This window comes from Microbacterium foliorum, from assembly GCF_003367705.1.
GTDB lineage: Bacteria > Actinomycetota > Actinomycetes > Actinomycetales > Microbacteriaceae > Microbacterium > Microbacterium foliorum.
In genome coordinates this window covers 1,298,530-1,317,328 of sequence record NZ_CP031425.1, presented here as the reverse complement: position 1 = coordinate 1,317,328, position 18,799 = coordinate 1,298,530, and the positions used below count along the sequence as shown (strand labels likewise).

Genomic DNA, 18,799 nt, shown 5'->3' with positions numbered 1-18,799 from the left:
ATGCAGGAGTGAGTGACGGACGCCTTCCTGTACGTCGTCGGTGGTTGCGGTGGACCCTCGGCGCGATCCTGACGATTCTCGTGCTCGCGATCGGGTGGGTGACGGTGCGCGGAATCGGCGCCGTGAACGACCTGCAGCAGGTGGCGACGTCGTCGTCGACGCTCAAGGAGGCCGTCGGCCAGGGCGATCTCGAGAAGGCCGCCTCTCTCTCGTCCCGCATCGCGCATCATGCGGGGTCCGCGCACGATCTCACCTCCGATCCCGTGTGGCACGCCTTCGGCATCCTCCCCTGGCTCGGACCGAACTTCGCGGCCGTGAGCGACGTGGCCGAGATCGCCGACGACGTCGCCTCGAACGCACTCGTGCCGGTGCTCGACGCCGCCGGTGCGCTGAACCTGGCCAGCCTCGGCCTGTCGAACGGCGCGATCGACATCGCACCCTTCGCCGCCATCGAGCCGCCGCTCGCGGATGCGAGCGCGACGCTGAGCGCCGCGCAGGACCGCGCTCTCCGGATCGACGCGGATGCGACGCTCCCCCCGCTCGCCGATGCAGTGCGAGAGATGCGCTCGACCGTCACCCAGGCGGCGACCGTGGTCGGATCGCTGCACGGCGCGGCCGCGCTGCTGCCGAGCATGCTGGGTGCGGATGGTCCTCGCAACTACGTCCTGGCGATGCAGAACAACGCGGAGCTGCGCTCTTCCGGAGGCATCATCGGCGCCATCGCGCTGCTGCACGCGGAGGACGGACGGGTCACCCTCGTCCAGCAGGCCTCGGTCCCCGACTTCCCGTCGCTCGACGAGCCGCTTCCGCTCAGCGAATCGACCGTCGCGCTGTTCGAGGACCGCCCCGGCCGCTACATGCAGAATCTGACGAGCGTTCCCGACTTCACCGAGGCGGGCCCCGCGATAGCGGCCCGCTGGCAGAACAGGTTCGGCCAGCCGATCGACGGGGTGATCGCCGTGGACGCGGTCATGACCGAGACCCTCCTGAAGGCGACGGGTCCACTCACGTTCGGGCCGTTCACCGTCACGCACGAGACGGTGGTGAACTTCCTGCTCTCGGAGATCTACGCCGCGGTCCCGGATCCTGCGGCCCAGGACGAGGTCTTCTCGCAGGCGGCGGGAGCCCTGCTGTCGGCGGCGCTGTCGACCGCAGATCCGAAAGATCTCGTGGCGGCGCTGGCCGATTCGGCCGAGCAGCACCGGATCCGCATCTGGAGTGCGCACGAAGACGAGCAGACGATGCTGGCCGCATCGTCACTCGGCGGCGCTCTTCCCGTCGACGACACGGAGACGCATGTGGGCGTGCTGATGAACGACACCACCGGCGGCAAGATGGACTACTACACGGATGCCGCGATCACCACATCTGTGGGGGTGTGCGACGGCGAACCGACCACTCAGGTGCGGGTCACCTGGACCAACGACGCACCGGCGGATGCGGGAACCACCCTGCCGCCGTACGTCACGGCGAACGGGTTCTACGGAGTCCCGCCCGGATCCATCGGCACCCTGATCACGGTGTACGGCCCCGAAGGCGCCACCGCGTCGCACATCGACCGCGATGGCGAGCAGGAGAGCGTTCAGACGACCCTCCTCGGCACGCGTGCAGCCGTGCAGCATGAGGTCGTGCTCGCACCCGGCGAGTCGTCCACGATCACCCTCGAGTACCAGGGTGCCGGTGCCGGCGAGCGACTCACCGTGGTCGATCACACGCCGATGATCGACGACCCCGAGATCTCCCGAGAAGAACTGCAGTGCGCCTCGTGACTTTCAGGATCCGATGATGTAGTGTCGGTCTCACTGGGGAATATCTGGGTGTAATTCTGTCGTGGGGACAGGATGCATCCACGCAATCGAACGCAGGGGTGTGTTCGGATGCGATTCCGCGTGAATTTCTGGGGAGAATCATGCTGAAGAAACTGGCTGCCATCAGCCTTGCCGCTGGCGCGATCGTGTTGATGGCTCCTGCCGTCGCCACCGCTGCGCCGTTGACCGTTCCGTCCGAGTCCGATTCGTACTCCGGTGCGCCTCGCGTGGGCGTCGACGATCCGATCATCGACATCTGCAATGTGTCGACCGTCACCTTCGGGGCAGGGTACTTCCTGTCGTCCGAGACGGTCGGTGTCTCCGTGTCCGGTCACAACGCCGGCGAATCGGCGATCTCGGGGAACACGGCGGCTGCCGACGGCAGCCTGGTCGTGACCTTCCGGCCGCCGTCCGACGGTGAGGGCTCCTACGCACTCGCCTTCTCGGGATCGCGTTCCTACACGGCGACCATCACGGTCTCGCACGGGCACGATTCGGCCGTGCGCTGCGACCACGATCCGGGCGTCGCGGCGTCCGGCACCGAGATGCCGCTCACAGGAGGCGGGCTCGAGCTCGCCCTCACCGGTGGCAGCGTGTCGCCGTGGGTGGTCGGCGGCGGAGCTGCGGCTCTCATCGCCGGCGGAGCGCTCGTCGCCACTGGAGTCGTGCGCCGCAAGCGCGCCTAAGACGGACCCCCGCTTTCTGCGGGTGTCGGCTGGACGGCGGTGGTCCCTCCCCCTTCCGATCACCGTCGTCCAGTGAATCCGGCCCGAACCGGAGGCCCACGGCCGCTACCTTAACTCTCAGGTGGCGGCCGTGGGTTCGTTAACGGACCGGCTCATCGACTGCCGGGTTCGTCCGCTGCTCACCGCCACCCGACCCTCCGGTCCGGCCGCCCCGCTCCGGTCAGGGGGAGGGAGTCGGTGTCTCCGTCGGCGGATGCAGGGTCTGCTGCATCATCTGGTGGATGTAGTCGTAGTTCGGCGAGTGCTCATCGACCCCGTTGTCGGGGGTGAGCTCGACCGTGGTGACCGGCTGCTCTCGCGCCTTGGTCATCAGGTCGAAGAACTCGGGCAGCTTGTCCTGAGGGAGATCCGTGCTGATGAGCGCGGTGCCTGCCGCAGCGACCTCGTTGAACCGCGTCAGCACGGTCTGCGGTGTGAACTGCGCGAGAATAGCCTCCTGCAGCTCGCGCTGGCGCTTCATCCGGTCCCAATCGCTCGTGGTGTAGCGCGAGCGCGCGTACCACTGAGCGGTGTCACCGTCCATGTGCTGCTGGCCGACCTCGATCCAGCCCGTCGCCCATGCGTCGACGTCGTGGGGGTTCACGCCCTCGGGCGGACCACCCTTCGGGAGCCGTTCCGTGACGTTGATGTCCACGCCGCCGAGCGCGTCGACGAGGGCGGCGAAGCCGTGCATGTCGACGAACACGTAGTAGGGGATCTCGATGCCGAGGACGCCCTCGGCGGCATCCTTCGTGGCCTCGATCCCGGGGTCGGAGCCGTGCGAGGCGGCGTCCGGGTAGAGCCCCGCGCCGTCATCGTCCCGGCAGACCTCGGCGGCGTTGCGGACGTGGTTCATCCAGCCGTTCCACCCGCAGGAGTTCGAGTTGTGCCCTTCGAACCCGTTCGGGTACAGCGCCTGCATCGGGCTGCCCTCGCTGAACGGCGCGTTGGGGAGTTCTCGCGGGATGCCGGTGATGGTCACGGCCCCGCTGGTCGCGTTCACGGAGACCACGGAGATGCTGTCGTACCGCATCGAGTCCCGACCGTCGCCGCTGTCGGCTCCGAGCAGGAGGATGTTGTAGTAGCCCTCGCTCGGCGGCAGGCTCGGCCCGCTCTGGCCGAAGATCGTGCTGATGGTTCCGCGGGCGGTTCCGACATACGACGCCGCGTATCCGGTGCCGGTTCCCACCAGGCCGAGCAGCAGGAGAGCGACGAGCGGGATCGCGAACTTCGAAGGACTAGGAACTTTCACGAGGCGCACGAGGCGCAGCGCGTCGAAGGTGAGCACGACCCACAGCACGAGGTAGCCGATGAGCAGAACCTGGACAAGGGTCAGGACGACGGCGGAGAACCATCCTCCTCCCACCGTCAGCCACAGCAGCACCGGGCGGGCGAAGAGCGCGAGTCCGGCACCGACGATGACCAGGAACCAGGCGAGGAGCGTGGCACCGAGGCCGAAACGACCGAGCCGTCGATCACCGGCGAGCACCTGCGCCGAGCCCGGAACGAACAGGTTGAGCAGCACCAGCCACCAGGCGCGCTTGGTCATCGCCCCGGAGTCAGCGGTGTTCGGATGTCGCAGCGGCCGGGTCTCGATCAGAGGGCGCGCCGAGCTTCGTGGCGGCGCAAGGGTCACAGTGAGCCCTTCAGCCGCTCGTTCTTCTCCTCGACCTGAGCCTCGAGGTCGAGGGCGTACGCCTCGACGCGGTCGGCGAGGTCGTCGTCGGACGTGCCGAGGATGCGGGCGGCGAGGATGCCGGCGTTGCGGGCTCCCCCGATCGAGACGGTGGCGACCGGGATGCCCGCCGGCATCTGCACGATCGACAGGAGCGAGTCCATGCCGTCGAGGTAGGCGAGCGGCACCGGCACGCCGATGACCGGCAGCGCGGTCATCGAGGCGAGCATGCCCGGCAGGTGCGCGGCGCCCCCGGCACCGGCGATGATCACGCGGATGCCGCGAGAGCGTGCCTCCCGCGCGTACTTCATGAGTTTGTCGGGGGTTCGGTGCGCCGAGACGACCTCCACCTCGTGCGGGATTCCGAAGTCCGTGAGGGACTGCGAGGCGTCGCTCATCACTCGCCAGTCGGAGTCGGATCCCATGACGACGCCGACCAGCGGCGCGGTGGAAGAGTGCAGAGGCTCGGTCACTTCCCCAGGCTACGGTCTGCTACTGGGAGAATCCCCGAACGGCACGCCCCTCGTGCCCCTCAGTCGAAGTGCGCGGCAGCCGCTCTGGCGACATACACCGCGTCGTCGAGATCCGCACCCGACACGTTCACGTGACCGACCTTGCGTCCGGGACGCGGCGCCTTGCCGTACGTGTGGATCTTCGCTGTCGGATACCCGGCCATCGCCGCAGCGAAACGGTCGCCGAGCGAGCCGTCCTGCGGTCCGCCGAGAATGTTGATCATCACCGACCAGGGGGCGCGTGGCGTCGTATCGCCGAGAGGCAGATCGGCCACCGCCCTGAGATGCTGTTCGAACTGTCCGGTCACCGCGCCGTCCTGGCTCCAGTGCCCGCTGTTGTGCGGGCGCATCGCCAGTTCATTCACGAGGATGCGTTCGTCATCGGTCTCGAAGAGCTCGACCGCCAGCATGCCGGTGACGCCGAGCCCGTCGGCGATCGAGCGACCGATCTCCTCGGCCAGCTGGACGAGCCGCTCCGACGCCTGCGGGGCGGGAGCGAGCACCTCGGCGCACACGCCGTCGCGCTGCACCGTCTCGACGACGGGATAGGCCACGGCCTGTCCACCGGGACGACGCGCGACCTGCTGCGCGAGTTCCCGCACGAATCCGACGAGCTCCTCGACGAGAAGCGCGTCACCGTCGGCGAGCGCCTGGAACCAGTCGGCGGCATCGGTGCCGGACCGGACGACGCGAACCCCTTTGCCGTCGTACCCGCCGCGCGGCGTCTTCACGACCGCCCTGCCGCCGTGATCGTCGAGGAACGCCTGCAGCTCGGTGGCGTCTCGCACCGGAGCCCACTCGGGCTGCGGCACACCGAGTTCGGCGAGGCGCGCGCGCATGAGCAGCTTGTCCTGGGCGAACTGCAGGGCATCCGGTCCGGGGTGCACGGCCACACCGTCCGCGACCAGCGCGCGGAGGATGTCCTGCGGAACGTGCTCGTGGTCGAAGGTGACGACGTCGACGTCCTTCACGAACGCGCGGACGACATCGAGATCGTGATAGTCGCCGACGGCCGTCGCGGCGAGACCGGCCGACATCCCCTCGTCCTCGGCCAGCACCCGAAGGTCGAGTCCGAGCTCCACCGCCGGAGCGATCATCATCCTGGCCAGCTGGCCTCCACCGATCACACCCACACGCAACGCCATGTGCCGTCTCCCATCGTCGTGACCATTCTCGCGCATCACCACAGCGTTCGGACACACTCCACGCGCAGCAAGAGAACGCTCGGCCGACTCAGAACGAGGCGGTGTCGGAGCCGGACTGCGCATCTCTGTGCGCGAGGATCTGACTGACCTCGATCTGGTCGGCGAGGGTCTCGTGCACCAGCGTGACATTCGGCACGTTCGCCAGTCGCAGCGGCGCATCGACGCCGTTGGAGAGCGAGATCGTGCCGGTCCCCCACATCCGCTGCAGGACGCCCCGACGCACGCCGATCGTGTAGCCCCTGGCGTGGGACATCTCGCGACGACTCTGCGCGCCGATGCCGTGGCGCACGATGACCCGCCGTGTCGTGACCGTCACTGTGCGCGAGTACCAGACGATGTAGGGCACGATCACGAGAACCAGGACCAGGCCGCCGGCAGCGCTGAGGAGCATCCAGTCCTCGAACGGAGCCGGGATGTTGTCATAGAAGTAGGCGGTGGCGCCGAACACCGCGATCAGCACGATCGCCGACCAGAACAGCCGTCGGGCATGGCCGCGGAAACGCGCGATCAGCAGCTCCTCCGACGGCACACCGGGAGGTGGCATCGTCGGCCGTCCGCCGAGGGTCACTGGCTGCGTCACGTCTCCATTGTGCCTGGAACCGCCGACATCGGCCTGCGCGCCCCGGGCGTGTCAGACTCAGGCCGGCCGGACATGCACCACGTCGCCGGCCGAGACGGCGACGTGCTGGCCGGCCGAGAGCACGACCAGCCGTCCGGCGGGATCCACCGCGACAGCAGTGCCGACGAGCATCCGCTCCCCGGGGAGCGTCACCCGCACGTCGGCGCCGATCGTCGCGCATCGCGCCGAGACGGCGGCGTGCAGTCCACTGGCGACGGCATCGCCGGCGTGCACGAGATCGGAGATCCGCCCGTCGAGCTCGCGCAGATACACCGAGAGCAGCCGGTCCTCGTCGACGACCACGCCGAGCGCGGCGAACGACGTCGCGGTCGGCACCGGGAGCTGCGCGGCGGTCATGGACGTGTTGACGCCGGTTCCCACGATCACGGCGTCGGGCACCGCCTGCGCCAGGATGCCGCAGATCTTGCGCCCCTCCACGAGCACGTCATTCGGCCACTTGACCGCCACTCGACGGTCGGGCAGCTGCTCCGCCACCGCCTCGGCCATCGCAAGACCCGCCGCGAGGGAGATCCACCCGCGGGCGTCGGGGTCGGCGGGAAGCCTACGCAGAAGCACCGATACCGCCAGCGAGGATCCGGGGGGCGCCGTCCACGAGCGATCGAGCCGGCCGCGCCCGGCCGTCTGAGTGTCGGTGAGCAGCACCGAGAGGTGCGGCCAGGCCACGGCATCGGCCGCACGCTCGGAGAGCGCCGCGTTCGTCGATCCGATGGCGGGCAGGACCTCGAGTCGCGAGGCCACTCCCCTGGTCGCGGCGAGGTCCATCAGAGCTCCTCCTCGTCGGCCTCTTCGTCGTCGTCGTCCTCGTCGGGGCGCACCGCACCGATCTCGTGGGCCTGCCAGCGGTCCCACCGGCGCATGAGCTCCTCGATCGCACCGTGGAACTTCGCGGTGGCGACTCCGGGCGTCGTGTCGCCGAAGTAGTGCTGCACCCACATCCGCAACCGGGCGACGGCGCCCTCGTCCGCGCGCACGCGCTCGACCTCCGCGATGATGTCGGAGGCGGCATCCGCCTCGAGCCACTCGCAGTCCGAGAGGTAGCCGTTGGTGTCGATCGATGCGCGGTCGTCGACCGGCCGGGTGATCATCAGAGGCTTGCCGACGGCGAGGCGGTCGTAGACCATCGCCGAGATGTCGACGATCGCGACATCGGCAGCCGCGAGCTGCCAGCCCAGGTCAGGGCCGTTGTCGTACACGTGCTGCGCGGCGGGATCGGCGGCGTTCGCCGCGGTGATCGCCGCCACGATCCGCCGGTGCGCAGCGCCGTAGGCGTCGTCGACGACGCCGCTGCGGGGATGCGGCCGATACACCACGCGGTGGGCGGACGAGGCGAGGAGCGCGCCCACGAGCGCCTCGCCGTGCGAGGCGATCGAACCGTAGTGGGCGCTCGGCCGGTCGCCCTCCCACGTGGGCGCGTACAGCACGACGGTGCGGTCATCGGGGGTGTACGGGAGCGTGCCCGAATAGTGGTCGGCCTGCGGGCGGCCGATCTCGAGGGTGCGGCGCTCGATGTCCCAGTCCCAGAGCGTGCGTGCGAGGCGATCCCGCGCCGCCTGACCCGCGACGAAGGCGTAGTCGTAGGCCTTGTACTGATTCGTCGTCATGTACATCTTGTCGGACTCGCCGTGGTTGATGAACACATGCCAGCGGCGACCGTAGCGGAACATCTGGAAGTTGCGCGTGTTCTGGTTCACGTACAGGACGATGCGGATGTCCTGCGAAGCGACGAACTGCTCCAGGTCGCGCACGGTCGGGACGAACGCGACGGGAGGGCCGTCCTCGTCGAGAAGCCTGTCCGCGCCCGTGGCCGAGCGAGCCAGCACCACGACCGGCCAGCGCTTCGCGAGCTCCGCCAACGGCCGATACCACTGCCGCATCTGGTACATGTTCACCGCACCGTCGGCGAAGTAGACCGCGATCTGGTATCGCCCTGACGGGTGCGGCTCCCGGTCGGCCAGTCTGCGGCGCACCCGCTGCACCGCGGTACGCGAGGCGAGAGCCCTCTTCAGCAGACGGTAGGCCTTCTTCGCATCGGACACAGCACCCATCCCTCCAGGATACCGAGTGGGGCCCGAGGTGCTCAGCCGATCGCCGGCAGCCCGCGCCCGCATCAGCGAACGTCCGAGAGCACATGCCATGATCGTCATGTGCCTGACAACGAGATCGACGCCCCCGACGACGGGGTGTCCTTCGTCATGCCCGTCCTGAACGAGCGCGCCTACCTCGAGCACGCCGTCCGGTCTGTGCTCGCGCAGGAGCTGACGGTGCCCGCCGAACTCGTGCTCGCCCTCGGACCGTCGACCGACGGCACCACCGCCCTCGCACAGCGCCTCGCCGCCGACGACGAGCGGATCCGGCTCGTCGACAACCCCGCCGCGCACATCCCGGTGGGATTGAACGCGGCGATCCGAGCGAGCCGGTACGCCACGATCGTGCGGGTCGACGCCCACTCCGAACTCTCCCCCGGCTATGCCGCGCGGGCCCTCGAGACACTGCGGCGCACCGGCGCCGCGAACGTCGGCGGCGTGATGCACGCCGACGGCAGGACACCCTTCCAGCGAGCCGTCGCCCGGCTGTACAACTCCCCCGTCGGACTCGGGGGCGGCGCCTACCACGGCGGGACGCACGAGGGCGAGGCCGAATCCGCCTACCTGGGCGTCATGCGCCGTGACGTGCTCGAGGAGGTCGGGCTCTTCGACGAGTCGATCCGCCGCGGCGAGGACTGGGAGCTCAACCTCCGCATCCGCCAGGCCGGACACCGGGTGTGGTTCGACCCGAGCCTCTCGGTCACCTACTGGCCGCGGGAGAGCTGGCTGCGTCTGGCCCGACAGTTCCGGGCCACCGGAGCATGGAGAGGCGAGCTCGTGCGCCGGTACGGGCGCCGCAACGGCATCCGCTTCTTCGCACCGCCCGCGCTCGTCGCGCTGCTCGCCACCGCCGTTCTGCTCGGCATCACGCAGCTCGTCGGGGCCGTGACCGGGGTTCTCTCCGCGATCCTCTCCGCGGTGATCTACCTGCCGCTGCTCGCCTACGTGCTCCTCGTGCTCGTCGTGGCCGCTCTGCCCGGCGGTGGCGGCCCGCGCCAACGGCTGTGGACCGCCGCGGTGCTGCCGACGATGCACCTCTCATGGGGCTTCGGGTTCCTGGGTGGCGTGCTCCGCGGAGCCCGAGACACCGTCGACGCGTCGCGACTCGGCACCCGCAACACCCCGCTCCCCTGATCAGCGCGTGACGTACCCCTGATCGAGGATGCGAGCGACCACCCGCTCCGCCGCGTGACCGTCGTCGCGGGTGTTGAACTGAGCGCGCCACGCCGCGTACCGCTGCGCGAAGGCCTCCGTGAGCGTGGGATCGGCCAGCGCGGTGACCAGCTCCTCCTGCGAGCGGACCAGCGGGCCGGGCGCCCTGCTCTCGAGGTCGAAGTAGAACCCGCGCAGCTGGCCGCGGTAGTGGTCGAGGTCGGGTACGAGGAAGAACATCGGCTTGCCCGTCACACTGAAGTCGAACATCACCGAGGAGTAGTCCGTGATCAGGGCGTCGGCGGCGAGCAGCAGCTTCGACGTCTCGGGGTATCCGGTGACGTCGATCACACGAGCGCCGGCGCGGTCGCGATCGGTGTCGATCGTGCGGGAGTGGCCGCGGACGAGCACGACGGAGTCCGTCTGGCGAGCGAGTGCCTCCGCGTCGACGAAGTCGACCATCGCCGCGCGGTCGTCGCGCCAGGTGGGCGCGTAGAGCAGCACGCGTTCGTCGGCGCCTATTCCGAGATCGGCACGGATCGCCGCCGCGTCCCCCGTCACCAGCACATCGTCGCGGGGGTACCCCTCGACCCAGATGGGGCGTCCGAAGAAGGCGTATGCCTTGCGGAGAATGCGCTCCGAATACGCGTTCTGCGCGAGCAGGACGTCCCAGCGGCGCGACTCCTTCACGACGGCTGCCATGCGACGCAGGTCGAAACCCGGACGATGCAGCGCGAGCCGCTTCAACGGAGTGCCGTGCCAGGTCTGCAGCACCTTCTGACCCGGTTTGCGGGCGAACCGTCGGCGCAGCCAATCGTTGACGACGAGGAGCCGGACGGAGGCGCGAGCGCGCCACCACTCCGGGCTGCCCTCGACGACCGCGATGGCACCGTGCGGAACCGCCACCGAGAGATCGGCAACGCTCCAGTAGCGCACGACCGCCGGCGCTGCTGCGGCGAGCGCCCGATCGATGGCCTGCGGATTGCACCCGACGGTGCGCCCGTAGAAGCTCTCGAAGAACACCGCGTTCTCGGTTCCGCCGGCGTGCGCGAGGTAGCGCCCCTCGAGGGTCGCCTGGCCTTCAGGAGTCTCGTAGGCGGGATCGACCGGAGCCGCGATGACGGCCGTGCCACCGCGGACCGCTATCCGCACGCCGGACAGCACCTCCGGTGCGAGCGCGAGACCGCCGAGGTCCACGCCCGGGATGCGGATCTCGTAGTCCCCGGCCGGGAGCGGCAGCTCGGGCCCGCCCCAGCGCGACGCACGAAGCGGGACGGTCGCCTTCCACGTCTTGCCTCCGCCGGTGATCCGAGCGGCGACACTGGCGCGCGGTCCGATCAGTTCGGCGCTGGAGGGACGCGGACCTGTCCCTGCGATGACCAGCGTCTCCGCCGCATCATCGATCCGGGCCGTGGTCATACTGCTCCCTTCGGCGCGGCGACACCGCGCGCGCGAATCTTCTCGTACACCCGCTGGGTGTTGCGCCCATCGCGGAATGCATGCATCTCCGCGCTGAGCGTAGCGGAACGCTCTGCGGCGGCGGCGAACACGTCGTCGTCGTCCAGCAGGGCCGACATCTGCGCAACCGCGGCATCCCAGTCCGCGGCCCACTCGTCGCCCGCCACGTCGCGGAAACGACCGTAGAACCCCCGGGTGCGGCCGTACTCGGCGACGTCGGGGGCGAGATAGAGCACCGGCATCGCCAGGAGCCCGACGTCGTACGCGAGCGAGGAGTAGTCGGTGATCAGCAGGTCGACCGCCGGCAGTATCGGGGTCACGTCGGCGAGCACATGAGAACCGAGCGTCTTCACCCGCCTGGTCGGCAACGGAGGCGCGTACCCGCCCTCGCCCAGCGGATGCGAGCGGACGAGGAGCACGGCATCGTGATCCTCCAGCATCCGGATGATCCGCACCCACTGCCCTGCATCCGGTATCGCGGGGTCGGGCGCGCCGTCGCGCCAGGTGGGCGCGTAGAGGATCGTGCGGGAGGACCTCCGGGGTTCCCCGAGTGCACGGTCGAGGACGAGGGATGCCGTCGCCCGCCGCTCGTCGGGATCCGCTGCCGAGAGCACGTCGACGCGTGGCTCACCGGTCACGACCACCCGATCGTCGCCGAGGCCGAACGCCGACTCGAGGCGTCCACGGGATCGATGCGACGCGGCCGGGAGCACGCGGATGCGCTGTGCCGCCCGACGGTAAAGGAACTCGACGAGGCGTCGCAGCACCGCCGCACCCGGAACGTCGGGAACCTGCGTCGTGGCGGGCGAGTCCAACCCGATCCGTTTGAGGGGGATGCCGTGCCAGAGCTGCACGACGAATGCGCCGGCGATCGCGTAGCGGTTCGCATCGCCCAGGCCGTGGGTCACCACGACGACGCCGGCCCGCGCGGTCGCCCACCACCCGCGCAGCCCGTGCTTGCGCACGGTGCGCAGGCCCAGGGCGGCGGCATCGGCATCCTCACGATCCGAGGACGTGAGCCAGAGCGTGTCGTGGCCCAGCGCCGCAGCGTGCCGTTGCAGCGCGAGCGCGCCGTCTCCGATGCCGGCGCCGCATCCGAACACCCAGCGTGAGCCGCGCGGTACGACGGACGTACCGACGCGACCGGCGAGGTAGACCGGGATCCGCAGCAGCTTGGCCGCATTGCCGGAGCCGAAAGAGAAGGACGCCACTCCGCGAGCCTATCGCGGGGTGGCGTCCTTCTCGGTGACCCGGGGGTCCGGGTGATCAGCCGGCGAGAGCTCCCAGGGTGACGTCGCTCTCGAACTGCTTCCCTCCGCGGATGTAGGTGACCTTGGCGTCGCTGCCGCCTGCGGCCGCACGGACCTGGGCGGTCAGATCGGTCGCGCTCGTGATCGGGACGCCGTTGAATGCGGTGACCACGTCGCCCTTCTTGAGCCCACCCGTGGCGGCAGCACCCCCGCCGGACACATCGGCGATCAGCGCGCCGGCGACCGCGGCGTTCTCCGCGCTGGCGGCATCCTGCACCGAGGCGCCGAGAAGACCGTGCGTCGCGGCACCGTCGGCGATGATCTCCTTCGAGACGCGCTCGGCGATGTTCGAGGGGATCGCGAAGCCGATGCCGATGGATCCGCCCTCCTCGGAGTTGCCCGAGCTCGCGATGGCCACGTTGATGCCGATCAGCTCGCCCTTGCTGTTGACGAGCGCGCCGCCCGAGTTGCCGTGATTGATCGCGGCGTCCGTCTGGATGACGGCGATCGAGATCGAATCGGAGCCCTGCTGCGAGGTGTTGCCCGGCAGATCGAACTGGAACGGCCCCTGGCCCTGCCCCTCCGGCGGCGTCTCCTCCTGCTGGGGAGCGTCTTCCGACGACGAGTCGGGCAGAGCGGACGAAGCGATCTGGATGCTGCGGTTCAGCGCGCTGACGATTCCGGTGGTGACCGAGTTCGACAGACCGAGCGGCGCACCGAGCGCGACCGCCGTGTCTCCCACGTTGAGCGACGAGGAATCGGCGAACTCGATCGGGGTGAGGTCCTTGGCGTCGGTCAGCTTGATGACGGCGAGATCGTAGATCGGGTCGGTGCCGACCACGGTCGCGGCGTAGATACGGCCATCCGACGTCGTGACCCGGATGGTGGGATCGGCGACCGCACCGCCGAGCGTCACGACGTGGGTGTTCGTGAGCACGTAGCCGTCGTCGCTGATGATGACGCCCGAACCGCTGCCGCCCTGATCCGAGCCCGCGACCTCGATGGTGACGACCGACGGCAACGCCTCCGTCGCGACCGCGGTGGTCTCGTTGACGGATCCCGGATTGTTCACCGTCACGGTGTCGGGTCCCTGCGCCACGCCGGTCGAGGTCTGGTTGGAGATCCCGTTGAGGATCGCTCCCCCGCCGAATCCGGCGACGCCGCCGACGAGCGCGGCCGCGACCACGATGGCAGCGAACTTCACACCGGCACGCGGCTTCTCCTTGGTCTTCGCCGGAGGCGCGAACGGCTCACCCTGCCCGGCCTGATGCGCCGAGTGGATGCCGAAGGCGGCACCCGGAGCGGCCGCGGTGGCGGCGCCGGGGTGCGTCGGGGCAGGTCCGTATGCCGATGCGTCCGGGGCGCCGACACCGCTCGGAGCAGCGAACGCCGCGGGCTGCTGCGGCACGGGCGCAGCGTGGGGCGCGGCGAATGCGGGGGCGCCGCCCGCTGCGGGATCCTGCGGCGCCGCGGGTGCCTGCGGTGGTGTGAAAGCAGAGGACGCCGACGTGAACGTCTGCGGCATCTCGTGTCCCTGCCCGACGGGCGCGGGCAGGTCGGTACGGGTCTCAGCGGCGCCGTTCGTCGTCGAATGGTCGACGGCCCCTGGCACCTCGGTGGACGGCACGGCGTCGTTCGACGCGGGTGACGTGTGGTCGTGGGTGTTGTCTTCGTTCATGGTGTGTGCTCCTTCAACAACGCCCCTTCAGAATGACGACTCTGTCTGTGCGTTTCGTATGGTGCAGATGAGTTTCCGCTATGGCCTTAGCCTGTTCTCCATGAATGAGATCCCCGGCGCCTGGCGGCGTACGGCAGCGGGAGCCGGCCTGCTCGCAGCCGACGGAACCGTCGCACCCACCATCTTCGCAGAGATGTCCGCCGCGGCGGCCAGAACCGGGGCGATCAACCTCGGGCAGGGCTTCCCCGACGAGGACGGCCCGAGGGAGGTGCTCGACACCGCCCGCGAGGCGATCTCCCGAGGGGTCAACCAGTACCCGCCCGGTCGGGGCGCACCAGATCTGCTCGCCGCGATCAGCGAGCATCAGCAGCGCTTCTACGGGCTGGAGGTCGACCCGGCGAGCGAGGTGATCGTGACGGCCGGTGCGACGGAGGCTCTGACCGCCGCTCTGCTCGCGCTGATCGACGGACCGGACGACGAGGTGGTCGTCTTCGAGCCGTACTACGACTCGTACGCGGCAGCGGTCGCGCTGGCCGGAGCACGGTTGCGGACGGTCCCCCTGCGCGCCCCGGACTTCCGGCCGGACCTGGATCTGCTCGCTGAGACGGTCACCGACCGCACCCGGATCATCCTCGTCAACGACCCGCACAATCCGACCGGCGCGGTGTTCGACCGAGAGGTGCTCGACGAGGTGATCCGGCTCGCCGATCGGCACGACGCGATCATCGTCACCGACGAAGTGTATGAGCATCTGTCGTTCCACTCGCCGCACACTCCGATCGCCTCGCTGCCCGGCGGCGCGGCGCGCACGCTGACGATCTCGTCGGCGGGCAAGACATTCTCGGCCACGGGCTGGAAGATCGGCTGGGTGCATGGCCCGGCCGCGCTGATCACCGCCGTCCTGACCGTCAAGCAGTATCTGACCTATGTGAACGGGGCGCCCTTCCAGCCCGCCGTCGCCGTCGGTCTGCGCCTCGGCGACGACTACTTCGCGGGGGCGGCGGCGGCACTGGCGCGCAAGCACGAGATCCTCGGCGCCGGGCTGAGGGACGCCGGGTTCGTCGTCCACGCGCCACAGGGGGGCTACTTCACCGTGGCCGACGCGTCGGGGCTCGGCGGTGCCGATGCGGCGCAGTTCTGCCGGGAGCTGCCCGAGCGGGCGGGTGTCGTGGCCATCCCCCTCACCGCCTTCGTATCGACGGCTCGGCGAGACGAGTACACCGGGCTCGTGCGGTTCGCCGCGTGCAAGCGCATCGACGTGCTGCAGGAGGCCGCCGCACGGCTCAGCACCGCGGAGTTCTGATCGACGGAGCGACTCCCGCGGTCAGCGCGGGCTGACCCGGTACCGTCTGAGCTGCAAGGCCGGGTTGCTCTCCCGCACCCGCTCGATTACGGCGCGCTCGACGGGCGCGAGGGCGATGCCCTCGCTCACTCCGACTCCGGCCAGGACGACGCCCTGCGGGTCGATGATCTGCGAGTGTCCCACCCCGACCGGGGTCGGGTGATCGGCCGCGACCACGTAGACGGTGTTCTCGATCGCGCGCGCCGCGAGCAATGTGGTCCAGTGATGCTCTTTGAGGGGGCCGCGCACCCATTCGGCGGGGACGACGAGCGCGTCAGCGCCGGCATCGACGAGCATGCGGGCGACCTCGGGGAAGCGCAGGTCGTAGCAGGTCATGAGGCCGAAGCGCATGCCGGCGACCTCGAAGGTCGGCGCCGTGAGCTCGCCCGCCTCGATCCAGTCGGACTCCTTCTGGCCGAAGGCGTCGTACAGGTGCTGCTTGCGGTACACCCCGAGGATGCCGTCGCCGCGGACGGCGACGACGGTGTTGTGCACGTGCGCGGCGTCGGAGGCGCGCTCCACCAGGCCCGCGACGATCACGACGCCGTGGTCTGCCGCCAGGGCCTGCAGCGTCGTGACGAAGTCGCCCTCCAGCGTCTCCGCATTCGCGACGAGCGTGTCGTCCATGGGATCGACGAAGTAGCTCGAGTACTCGGGGAAGACGATCAGTCGCGCGCCTCGGGCAGCGGCAGCGACGACGAGCTCGGCGAGGCGCTCACGGTTCTGTTCGCGGGAGTCCGTCGGAGCGAACTGGCAGACGGCGACGGGCACGGCGGCGGATGCGGGCATGCTCACATCCTCCCCCATCGCGCCGGGGCCGACCTCGATTCGCGAGCCCTCAGAATCCGTGTTAGGCTGTAACTCGTGCCGCGGGGTGGAGCAGTTCGGTAGCTCGCCGGGCTCATAACCCGGAGGTCGCAGGTTCAAATCCTGTCCCCGCAACAAGTAAGGCCCCGAGATCATCGCGATCTCGGGGCCTTTTCCTTTGAATCGGGTACGATTCGACAGATCTCGTCGACAGCTGTGCGGCGAGCTGATCAGACTGCACGGCCACGAAGTGCAGCTCGGCCCAGCCTGCGGTCTTCTCTGCAAAGTGGTACTCGCGATCCAAGGCGTCGTACAGGTCGAGCGCCATCCTGACCGCCTGTGCAATCGATGCGCCAAGTGTTACAAACTCGAAAGCAGCTCGGGCGGCTTACGCGCTCAGCTCCTCAAGGCTGGGGACACAGGTTGGGGTCATCCGTGCACGCGGGAGTGCGACCGTGCCCGGTGACGGCAAAATCAACTCGCACTGCCGTGTGAAGAGCATCGAGATTACTCCAGTTGTTCGCACCGCCACGCTTCAATGGATGAGGACCACCACCACGGTCGTGCGCTGTCCCCAGCGTACGCGATCGTTTACGGCTGAGGTGAGCGCGAAGCCCCCTAGGGCCGCGCAGCGACCGGGCGATCGTCGTTCAATCACTGCACCGCGCGGCGCTTTGCAGACGCATACACCTAGTGCCTCGATCACACCAGGCCACCGACGCTCTGTTCTCCGCCGGAGGCAGGTACTTATCTCCTAAGTACTGCCCCACAGAGAAGGAAAAAACTTATGAGAATTGCGAAGAACCGGTCCGGTACGTCATCAAGACGTCGCCAGCGAGCGTGGACCAGCATGCTTTCCACGGCCCTCCTTCTCGGGGGTGTTCTTAGTAGCGCCGCCCCAGCGAACGCAGCCCTTACGGGGAACATCTGCGATTTCGCGGTGATCATCGCGGTCCGCGGCACCAACGCACCCGCAGGCAGCGGGTCGGTGCACAACGGTCGCCTCTACGACAGCGGAGGATATGGGGGGGAACTTGACCAGATCCGTGTCCACGCGGCTGCGGCGGCGCCCTCCTACTATGTCGCTGCATTGAACTATCCGGCGGGTGCCGCAAACTACCCGGTGAGTGTTGCAAGTGGGATGAATACTCTCGTCCAGGAGCTCAACTGGCTTGCAAACCAGTGCGGCCAGTACGGGCCCACTGTCTTCCTCATGGGGCACTCCCAGGGGGCGGATGTGGTTCTGAACGCGTTTGCCAATCCTTCCCTTTCTGCCAAAGCAAGGCAGTCGATCAGAGGCATCGCCGTCTTCGGCGATCCCGCCTACAAGGCGAACCAGCCCATCAACGTCGCAGGTTCTCAAAACGGGTCATCGGGCTTGTTCTCGCGCAACCAGACAGCCATCAACACACTCAACGGGTTCAAGTACTGGGGATACCCTCCGAACTCCAACACGGTGGGCTACCAACAGCAGATCCGTTCGTATTGCTTCGAGGGAGATGCCTTCTGCGATAGCACCAATCCTGGCGGGCAGGCGGCAATCAACATTCATAATTCGTACGAAGCCAACAACAAGGTCTTTGAGGCCTTCAAATGGTTCGAGTACCTGACGACCGATTTCAATTAGGATCGGGCTCATGGTCGACAGTGCCCCGCGTCCGCTCCGTACTGCCCTTCTATGGATCCTGGAGCTCGCCGTCGCAATGGCGGCGTGGGGCACTGTTTGGCTCCGCCAACTCGGAGTACCGGGGTGTGGTCAGACCTGCGACGGCACCCTGCTTTACGCCGCTATTGATGCCTTCTTCTGGGTGTGTGTCGTGATCGTCGCCTCCTCGGGAGTGATCTCGCTGCTCTTCGCACAGCACCGTTCAATGTCCTTCGTTCCTGTGACGGGGATCGTCTTGATAGTGATTGCCGCGTTTGTCGCGCACGGACTGTGCAGTCAGGCGCTGGCCCCCTAATCCGCAGCCCAACCAAGATCAGTCGGCGTACACCTTCAGCAGGGCTACCAGCCGACCCAGCTCGCTCGCATCGGGGTCTAGCGCTAAAAGCAGGCGAAGAAACGTTTCTAGTTTCGCTTGACTGATCTGCCCTCGTAGGCCCGATCGTTCTAAACGCCCGTACGTCGGGACCGCCAGCCCAGCCCGCAGAGCTATCGCTTCCTGCGACATCCCACGGGAGGATCGGGCCGCGTAAAGCCAGACTGCAACGGCTTCTACCGGCGACCCCACCGCCCATTTGTCGCTCACAAATACACTCCGTTATCAGAATCGCTACATCGCTCGCCGCGCTCAGCCTGACGAGGATGTCCACGAGTCCGGGGAGCGTGGGATCCAAACTACGACGCATACCATAATTAATCAAGAGATTTGATTAGCGACACGCACTACCGGATCGAGATCGTGGCTCGGAACTGTGGGAAGGCGCTGAGGGAGCTGCGAAAGCAGAATGGGCGCCCCCGGA

General features: G+C 68.4%; 17 protein-coding genes and 1 tRNA gene. 7 read left to right on the top strand and 11 right to left on the bottom strand.

Going from position 1 to position 18,799, the window contains the following annotated elements; genetic code table 11:
- Positions 1-8: 8 nt before the first annotated feature.
- Together DXT68_RS05980 and DXT68_RS05975 are read left to right on the top strand one after the other, a co-directional pair.
- Positions 9-1,769, top strand: coding sequence for a DUF4012 domain-containing protein (locus tag DXT68_RS05980; RefSeq protein ID WP_045255481.1), 1,761 nt, complete (start codon positions 9-11; stop codon positions 1,767-1,769).
- A 140-nt stretch (positions 1,770-1,909) separates the two neighbouring features.
- The gene (locus DXT68_RS05975) at positions 1,910-2,494 is read left to right on the top strand and encodes an LAVTG motif-containing sortase-dependent surface protein (RefSeq protein ID WP_045255482.1); all 585 of its coding nucleotides are present in this window, start codon (positions 1,910-1,912) and stop codon (positions 2,492-2,494) included.
- A gap of 220 nt (positions 2,495-2,714) precedes the next feature.
- Here the strand turns inward: DXT68_RS05975 and DXT68_RS05970 are convergent, their stop codons facing one another.
- The 6 genes from DXT68_RS05970 to DXT68_RS05945 all read right to left on the bottom strand — a co-directional run bounded on the left by DXT68_RS05970 (position 2,715) and on the right by DXT68_RS05945 (position 8,610).
- A complete protein-coding gene (locus tag DXT68_RS05970) occupies positions 2,715-4,082 on the bottom strand; it encodes an LCP family protein (protein ID WP_373372454.1) in 1,368 nt (455 codons plus the stop codon).
- 83 nt (positions 4,083-4,165) lie between these two features.
- Positions 4,166-4,633, bottom strand: a complete 468-nt coding sequence (gene purE, locus DXT68_RS05965; RefSeq protein WP_045255695.1) for a 5-(carboxyamino)imidazole ribonucleotide mutase — start codon at positions 4,631-4,633, stop codon at positions 4,166-4,168.
- A gap of 107 nt (positions 4,634-4,740) precedes the next feature.
- Complete coding sequence (locus DXT68_RS05960; protein ID WP_045255484.1) at positions 4,741-5,865, bottom strand: 5-(carboxyamino)imidazole ribonucleotide synthase; 1,125 nt, start codon at positions 5,863-5,865, stop codon at positions 4,741-4,743.
- A gap of 88 nt (positions 5,866-5,953) precedes the next feature.
- A complete protein-coding gene (locus DXT68_RS05955; RefSeq protein WP_045255485.1) occupies positions 5,954-6,505 on the bottom strand; it encodes a PH domain-containing protein in 552 nt (183 codons plus the stop codon).
- A gap of 57 nt (positions 6,506-6,562) precedes the next feature.
- On the bottom strand, positions 6,563-7,327 hold the full coding sequence (locus DXT68_RS05950) for a biotin--[acetyl-CoA-carboxylase] ligase (protein ID WP_045255486.1): 765 nt from the start codon (positions 7,325-7,327) through the stop codon (positions 6,563-6,565).
- Positions 7,327-8,610 (bottom strand): CDP-glycerol glycerophosphotransferase family protein, encoded by a 1,284-nt coding sequence (locus DXT68_RS05945; protein WP_045255487.1) that lies wholly within the window; start codon positions 8,608-8,610, stop codon positions 7,327-7,329. The genes DXT68_RS05950 and DXT68_RS05945 overlap by 1 nt, the downstream gene beginning before the upstream one ends.
- Before the next feature lie 147 nt (positions 8,611-8,757).
- Here DXT68_RS05945 and DXT68_RS05940 point away from each other — a divergent pair, with 147 nt between their 5' ends.
- Complete coding sequence (locus DXT68_RS05940; protein WP_045255696.1) at positions 8,758-9,783, top strand: glycosyltransferase family 2 protein; 1,026 nt, start codon at positions 8,758-8,760, stop codon at positions 9,781-9,783.
- Here DXT68_RS05940 and DXT68_RS05935 read toward each other — a convergent pair whose 3' ends face one another.
- The 3 genes from DXT68_RS05935 to DXT68_RS05925 are packed head-to-tail and all read right to left on the bottom strand — an operon-like array spanning position 9,784 to position 14,187.
- Positions 9,784-11,220, bottom strand: a complete 1,437-nt coding sequence (locus tag DXT68_RS05935) for a CDP-glycerol glycerophosphotransferase family protein (RefSeq protein WP_045255488.1) — start codon at positions 11,218-11,220, stop codon at positions 9,784-9,786.
- A complete protein-coding gene (locus tag DXT68_RS05930) occupies positions 11,217-12,470 on the bottom strand; it encodes a CDP-glycerol glycerophosphotransferase family protein (RefSeq protein ID WP_045255489.1) in 1,254 nt (417 codons plus the stop codon). The genes DXT68_RS05935 and DXT68_RS05930 overlap by 4 nt, the downstream gene beginning before the upstream one ends.
- 55 nt (positions 12,471-12,525) lie before the next feature.
- Entirely contained in the window at positions 12,526-14,187 is a 1,662-nt protein-coding gene (locus DXT68_RS05925) for a S1C family serine protease (protein ID WP_045255490.1), read from the bottom strand.
- A 100-nt stretch (positions 14,188-14,287) separates the two neighbouring features.
- Between DXT68_RS05925 and DXT68_RS05915 the strand changes: the two genes are divergently transcribed.
- Positions 14,288-15,490 (top strand): aminotransferase class I/II-fold pyridoxal phosphate-dependent enzyme, encoded by a 1,203-nt coding sequence (locus DXT68_RS05915; RefSeq protein ID WP_045255491.1) that lies wholly within the window; start codon positions 14,288-14,290, stop codon positions 15,488-15,490.
- A gap of 21 nt (positions 15,491-15,511) precedes the next feature.
- Here DXT68_RS05915 and DXT68_RS05910 read toward each other — a convergent pair whose 3' ends face one another.
- Complete coding sequence (locus DXT68_RS05910; RefSeq protein WP_045255492.1) at positions 15,512-16,318, bottom strand: carbon-nitrogen hydrolase family protein; 807 nt, start codon at positions 16,316-16,318, stop codon at positions 15,512-15,514.
- A gap of 79 nt (positions 16,319-16,397) precedes the next feature.
- Between DXT68_RS05910 and DXT68_RS05905 the strand changes: the two genes are divergently transcribed.
- From DXT68_RS05905 to DXT68_RS05895, 3 genes are all read left to right on the top strand, one after another.
- Positions 16,398-16,471 (top strand) — tRNA-Met (locus DXT68_RS05905).
- Positions 16,472-17,276: 805 nt separating this feature from the next.
- The gene (locus DXT68_RS05900) at positions 17,277-17,963 is read left to right on the top strand and encodes a cutinase family protein (RefSeq protein WP_162829112.1); all 687 of its coding nucleotides are present in this window, start codon (positions 17,277-17,279) and stop codon (positions 17,961-17,963) included.
- Between the two features lie 10 nt (positions 17,964-17,973).
- Entirely contained in the window at positions 17,974-18,297 is a 324-nt protein-coding gene (locus tag DXT68_RS05895; RefSeq protein WP_045255494.1) for a hypothetical protein, read from the top strand.
- A gap of 18 nt (positions 18,298-18,315) precedes the next feature.
- On the opposite strand, the gene DXT68_RS17400 is transcribed toward DXT68_RS05895, so the two are convergent.
- A complete protein-coding gene (locus DXT68_RS17400) occupies positions 18,316-18,567 on the bottom strand; it encodes a helix-turn-helix domain-containing protein (protein ID WP_373372455.1) in 252 nt (83 codons plus the stop codon).
- Between the last annotated feature and the right edge of the window lie 232 nt (positions 18,568-18,799).

Coding starts and splice junctions, on each gene's coding strand:
- DXT68_RS05975 (WP_045255482.1), top strand. CDS start 1,910: ATGCTGAAGAAACTGGCTGCCATCAGCCTTGCCGCTGGCGCGATCGTG.
- DXT68_RS05970 (WP_373372454.1), bottom strand. CDS start 4,082: ATGACCAAGCGCGCCTGGTGGCTGGTGCTGCTCAACCTGTTCGTTCCG.
- purE (WP_045255695.1), bottom strand. CDS start 4,633: ATGGGATCCGACTCCGACTGGCGAGTGATGAGCGACGCCTCGCAGTCC.
- DXT68_RS05960 (WP_045255484.1), bottom strand. CDS start 5,865: ATGGCGTTGCGTGTGGGTGTGATCGGTGGAGGCCAGCTGGCCAGGATG.
- DXT68_RS05950 (WP_045255486.1), bottom strand. CDS start 7,327: ATGGACCTCGCCGCGACCAGGGGAGTGGCCTCGCGACTCGAGGTCCTG.
- DXT68_RS05945 (WP_045255487.1), bottom strand. CDS start 8,610: ATGGGTGCTGTGTCCGATGCGAAGAAGGCCTACCGTCTGCTGAAGAGG.
- DXT68_RS05940 (WP_045255696.1), top strand. CDS start 8,758: ATGCCCGTCCTGAACGAGCGCGCCTACCTCGAGCACGCCGTCCGGTCT.
- DXT68_RS05935 (WP_045255488.1), bottom strand. CDS start 11,220: ATGACCACGGCCCGGATCGATGATGCGGCGGAGACGCTGGTCATCGCA.
- DXT68_RS05925 (WP_045255490.1), bottom strand. CDS start 14,187: ATGAACGAAGACAACACCCACGACCACACGTCACCCGCGTCGAACGAC.
- DXT68_RS05915 (WP_045255491.1), top strand. CDS start 14,288: ATGAATGAGATCCCCGGCGCCTGGCGGCGTACGGCAGCGGGAGCCGGC.
- DXT68_RS05910 (WP_045255492.1), bottom strand. CDS start 16,318: ATGCCCGCATCCGCCGCCGTGCCCGTCGCCGTCTGCCAGTTCGCTCCG.
- DXT68_RS05895 (WP_045255494.1), top strand. CDS start 17,974: ATGGTCGACAGTGCCCCGCGTCCGCTCCGTACTGCCCTTCTATGGATC.